The sequence below is a fragment of the Nocardiopsis kunsanensis DSM 44524 genome (genome assembly GCF_000340965.1).
In the GTDB taxonomy this organism is placed as follows: domain Bacteria; phylum Actinomycetota; class Actinomycetes; order Streptosporangiales; family Streptosporangiaceae; genus Nocardiopsis; species Nocardiopsis kunsanensis.
This window is the reverse complement of sequence record NZ_ANAY01000088.1, coordinates 1-853: the sequence shown is the minus strand read 5'-3', so window position 1 is coordinate 853 and position 853 is coordinate 1. Positions and strand designations below refer to the sequence as shown.

The 853-nt window shown below is 65.7% G+C and carries 1 protein-coding gene; it reads left to right on the top strand.

Annotated elements, in window-relative coordinates; genetic code table 11:
- The first annotated feature begins 38 nt into the window (after nt 1–38).
- Nucleotides 39–841, top strand: a protein-coding gene (locus tag D456_RS0123345; RefSeq protein ID WP_152442670.1) for an IS5 family transposase whose coding sequence is annotated in 2 segments (ribosomal slippage) — nt 39–381 and nt 381–841 — 804 coding nt in all. Because the reading frame shifts where the segments join, the coding sequence is not laid out codon by codon here.
- Nucleotides 842–853: the final 12 nt, after the last annotated feature.

Below are 853 nucleotides of genomic sequence, written 5' to 3'. Positions count from 1 at the left end.
AGAGGTCATCTCATTTGGATTCTCTGTAGCCTGGACCCATGTCGATGGTCGAACGACTGGTGCCGGATGGGTTGTGGGAGCTGTTCCAAAAGGTGGTGCCCCAGGCACCCACCAGGCCCCAGGGCGGGGGCCGGCGCAGATACGGCGACCGCGAGGTGCTGGCCGCGATCATCTTCGTGGCCACCACCGGCTGCACCTGGGCCCAGCTCCCACCGGTCTTCGGCCCCTCCGGTCCCACCGCGCACCGCCGTTTCACTGAATGGAGCCGGGCCCGGGTCTGGGCCAAGCTGCACCGTCTGGTGCTGGACGAACTCGGCTCCCGCGGCGAGCTGGACTGGTCACGGTGCGCAATCGACTCGGTCAACATGAGGGTCCTCAAAGGGGGGACCTGACCGGCCCGAATCCTGTCGACCGGGGCAAGAAAGGGGCAAAGATCCACCTGATCACCGATCGGGCGGGATTGCCGCTTTCGATGGCCATCTCCGGAGCGAATCTGCACGACAGCCAGGCGTTGCAACCTCTAGTGCGAGGGATAGTACCGGTGCGTTCGCCTCGCGGTCCCAGGCGGCGCAAGCCGGCCAAGCTCCACGGCGACAAGGGATACGACTACGACCACCTGCGCCGATGGCTCCGCAGGCGCGGGATCCTCCACCGCCTTGCTCGCAAGGGCGTGGAATCATCCCAACGGCTGGGACGTCACCGGTGGCAGGTCGAGCGCACCATGGCCTGGCTGACCGGAAGCCGCCGGCTCCACCGCCGCTACGAACGCAAAGCTGAACACTTCCTCGCCTTCGTCGGTATCGCCTGCACGCTGATCTGCTACCGCAGACTCGCCAAATGAGATGACCTCTAA